The sequence below is a fragment of the Petrachloros mirabilis genome (assembly GCF_975968855.1).
In genome coordinates this window covers 1-2,714 of the sequence record NZ_CDLUDY010000211.1, presented here as the reverse complement: position 1 = coordinate 2,714, position 2,714 = coordinate 1, and the positions used below count along the sequence as shown (strand labels likewise).

The window sequence follows — 2,714 nt, the reverse complement described above, 5'->3', positions numbered from 1 at the left end:
GGTGGTCAACCGGATTCATCACCACGCCCCTCACATGCGGCCTTTTACCCAGCCACCGGCTTCGTCCAGCCTTCCCCACACTAATGTTCTCGTGATCAAGATTGCCAACTTGGCCGACGGTGGCCGTACAAGACGCCAGGATGCGTCTCATCTCTCCTGATTTCAATCTGACCTGGACATAAACACCATCACGTCCCATGACTTGAGCAGCACCACCTGCGCTTCGGATGAGCTGTCCGCCCTTGCCGGGTTTCAACTCAATGTTGTGGATCGTAGTACCCAATGGCATATTCGCAAGCGGCAAGGAATTACCGGCTCGGACTTCCGAATCGGCACCGGACTGCACAACATCTCCCACCTGCAATCCAACAGGGGCGAGGATGTAACGCTTCTCTCCATCCTTGTAATGTAATAACGCGATCCGCGCCGACCGATTAGGGTCATACTCGATTGCCGAAACCTTGGCAGGGATTCCTACCTTGTCACGACGGAAATCGATTTTCCGGTAGAGCCGTCGATGTCCAGCTCCGCGAAAGCGAATGGTCGTTCGACCAGTATTATTCCTACCGCCAGTTCGAAGGTTGAATGACGTCAGTGATTTCTCCGGCTTTTTTTTCGTCAACTCCCTGGTCGTGACGATCGTCATCCCCCGGCGGGCCGACGTCGTTGGCTTATAGGCTTTAAGTCCCATACTGATCCTTTACCCTCACTTATGCACTTTCGTAGAGCTCGAGTTTTTCGCCTTCTTTCAATTTCACAAAGGCCTTCTTCCAATCCGGTCGTTTTCCGGAGAATCGACCCAACCGCTTTACCTTTCCCTGAACGTTCAGCACATTTACTCGATCCACTTTGACCTTCAGCAGTGACTCAACTGCCTGCTTGATCTGAACACGATTGGCGGCCGGATGAACGAGAAAACTCACCGTATTACTGGCCTCGCGCATCCCAGTTACTTTTTCTGTGAGCAGCGGTTGGATGAGAACACGATGCAAGTCAAGTGTCACGACCAGACCTCCCTGACGCGCGCCAATTCCCGCTCTGGAATCACGATCGTCTTTGCACGAACAACGTTATAGACATTCAGCTGATCTGGAGCCGACACATTCACCGATGGAAGATTACGCGCAGCCTGCCTCAACCCTGCATGCGCTTCACCCGCGACTAACAGAACGTTCTTCCCGACGCCGAACTGACCCAGCGCTTTTGCTAACACTTTGGTCTTAGGCTGTTCGAGTGAGATATCTGATACTACGAGCACCTGCCCTCCAGCGGCCTTAGCCGACAAGGCACTTTGCAATGCTGCACGATACTTTTTCTTCGGCATCGAAAAGGCATAACTTCGCGGCTTCGGACCAAATACGGAACCGCCATGACGCCAGACCGGAGAGCGCAACGAACCTGCCCGTGCTCGCCCTGTATGCTTCTGTTTCCAGGGCTTCTTTCCTGAACCGCTAACCTCTCCACGGCGTAGAGTTGAGGCAGTTCCCTGCCTCTCACATGCCCGTTGCATGACCACAGCTTCGTGCACGAGTGCTGTATGGGGCTTGCACCCGAACACCTCTGCCGGCAAATCAACCGATCCGACTTTCCGCCTGTTCAAATCAAGGACATCGACCGTGGGCATGACCCTATCCCTTCTTCGACTTTTTGACGACCAGCAACCCGTTCGCAGCCCCTGGCACTGCTCCGCGGACGAATAACAGATTCTCATCGGGTCTCGATTCGACGACCTTCAATCGCTGCGTCGTGACACGCTCGGCACCCATGTGGCCCGGCAATGTTTTTCCTTTCCACACACGTGATGGGAACGAACTCGCACCGATCGATCCCGGAGCGCGATGAAACATAGAGCCGTGCGATTCCGGGCCTCCGGAATAATGATGACGCCGCACGACACCCTGAAAGCCCTTGCCTTTCGACATTCCGATCACATCCACCCAGTCGCCCTTCTTGAAAATATCGGCCTTTACCATCTGCCCAACGGCAACTTCTCCATCCTTCTTAAACTCCCTGAGGATTCGGCTGGCTGGAGCCTGATTTTTCTTCAAATGTCCAATCCGGGCCTTCGAGAGCTTGCGCTCTTTCACTTCACCAAACGCCAACTGCACAGCTTCATACCCGTCACGTTCCTTGGTCTTAACCATGACAACGCGGCAGGGCCCTGCTTCGATCACCGTCACCGGCGTCAAACGGGTATCATCCAACATCTGCGTCATCCCAAGTTTTTTGCCCAGCAACCCGTTCGTCATACCGTATCTTCCTTAGTCAGTTCAGAGCTTGATCTCGACGTCGACGCCGGCCGCTAGATTCAGCTTCATGAGCGAATCCATAGTCTCAGGAGTTGCATCCATGATGTCCATGAGTCGCTTGTGCGTCCTGATCTCAAACTGTTCTCTGGCTTTCTTGTCCGCATGCGTCGCACGCTGGACGGTAAACTTTTCGATCCTCGTCGGAAGAGGAATCGGACCGACTACCTTGGCACCGCTTCGTCGAACCGTCTCCACAATCTCCGCGACCGACTGGTCTAAGACGCGGTAATCGAAACCTCGCAACCTGATTCTGATTCGTTGATCGACCTTCACTCTTCACTCCTCAGCCGTCAAGGGACAGCCCGCTGCTTGTTACGCCAAGATTTCGGTGACGACGCCGGAGCCCACAGTCTTGCCGCCCTCGCGCACCGCAAACCGCAGCCCCTGATCCATCGCGATGGGGCT

Annotated in this window: 6 protein-coding genes; all 6 read right to left on the bottom strand. The window is 54.5% G+C overall.

Features of this window, described 5'->3' with window-relative positions:
- Positions 1-691, bottom strand: a 691-nt coding sequence (rplB, locus tag ACWVCN_RS08685) for a 50S ribosomal protein L2 (protein ID WP_455245169.1), incomplete at its 3' end; no start/stop codon positions are given.
- Positions 692-710: 19 nt separating this feature from the next.
- On the bottom strand, positions 711-1,004 hold the full coding sequence (locus ACWVCN_RS08680) for a 50S ribosomal protein L23 (protein ID WP_455245168.1): 294 nt from the start codon (positions 1,002-1,004) through the stop codon (positions 711-713).
- Complete coding sequence (rplD, locus tag ACWVCN_RS08675; protein ID WP_455245167.1) at positions 1,001-1,624, bottom strand: 50S ribosomal protein L4; 624 nt, start codon at positions 1,622-1,624, stop codon at positions 1,001-1,003. Before rplD ends, ACWVCN_RS08680 begins: the two co-directional genes overlap by 4 nt.
- Before the next feature lie 4 nt (positions 1,625-1,628).
- Positions 1,629-2,249 carry a 50S ribosomal protein L3 gene (rplC, locus tag ACWVCN_RS08670; RefSeq protein ID WP_455245166.1) on the bottom strand — a complete coding sequence of 207 codons (621 nt, stop codon included), beginning with the start codon at positions 2,247-2,249 and terminating at the stop codon, positions 1,629-1,631.
- Positions 2,250-2,270: 21 nt separating this feature from the next.
- On the bottom strand, positions 2,271-2,582 hold the full coding sequence (gene rpsJ, locus ACWVCN_RS08665) for a 30S ribosomal protein S10 (RefSeq protein WP_455245165.1): 312 nt from the start codon (positions 2,580-2,582) through the stop codon (positions 2,271-2,273).
- A gap of 39 nt (positions 2,583-2,621) precedes the next feature.
- On the bottom strand, positions 2,622-2,702 hold the full coding sequence (locus ACWVCN_RS08660; protein WP_455245170.1) for an EF-Tu C-terminal domain-related protein: 81 nt from the start codon (positions 2,700-2,702) through the stop codon (positions 2,622-2,624).
- Positions 2,703-2,714: the final 12 nt, after the last annotated feature.

What these genes read in the sequence shown, in the direction of transcription:
- rplD (WP_455245167.1), bottom strand. Translation starts at nt 1,624, where the DNA reads ATGCCCACGGTCGATGTCCTTGATTTGAACAGGCGGAAAGTCGGATCG.
- rplC (WP_455245166.1), bottom strand. Translation starts at nt 2,249, where the DNA reads ATGACGAACGGGTTGCTGGGCAAAAAACTTGGGATGACGCAGATGTTG.
- ACWVCN_RS08660 (WP_455245170.1), bottom strand. Translation starts at nt 2,702, where the DNA reads ATGGATCAGGGGCTGCGGTTTGCGGTGCGCGAGGGCGGCAAGACTGTG.